The sequence below is a fragment of the Nocardioides sp. genome (assembly GCF_024509035.1).
Classification (GTDB): Bacteria; Actinomycetota; Actinomycetes; order Propionibacteriales; family Nocardioidaceae; genus Nocardioides.
The window spans coordinates 1-367 of the sequence record NZ_JANINT010000265.1; the positions used below are offsets into that span (position 1 = coordinate 1).

Sequence of the window (367 nt, forward strand, 5' to 3'; positions counted from 1 at the left end):
CGCGCGGACGCCGGAGCGCTCCTCCACCGCTCGCCGCAGCTCGTCGGTCCACGGCTCGGCGCCGAAGATGCCGACCTCGAGGGCGGTCGACCGCGGGTCGATCCCCTGGCGGTCCATCTCGTCGAGGATCGCGAGGAAGTACGACGGGGTCACCATGATCACCCGCGGGGCGAAGTCCACGATCAGCTGGACCTGCCGCTCGGTCATGCCGCCGCTGACCGGGACCACCGTGCAGCCGAGCCGTTCGGCGCCGTAGTGCGCCCCGAGACCGCCGGTGAACAGGCCGTAGCCGTACGACACCTGGACGACGTCGCCGGGCCGTCCGCCGGCGGCGCGGATCGAGCGCGCCATCAGCTCCGCCCAGGTG

General features: G+C 73.3%; 1 pseudogene. It reads right to left on the minus strand.

Features of this window, described 5'->3' with window-relative positions:
- Positions 1-367 (minus strand): annotated as a pseudogene (locus Q0L15_RS18165) (phenylacetate--CoA ligase); the annotation flags it as partial.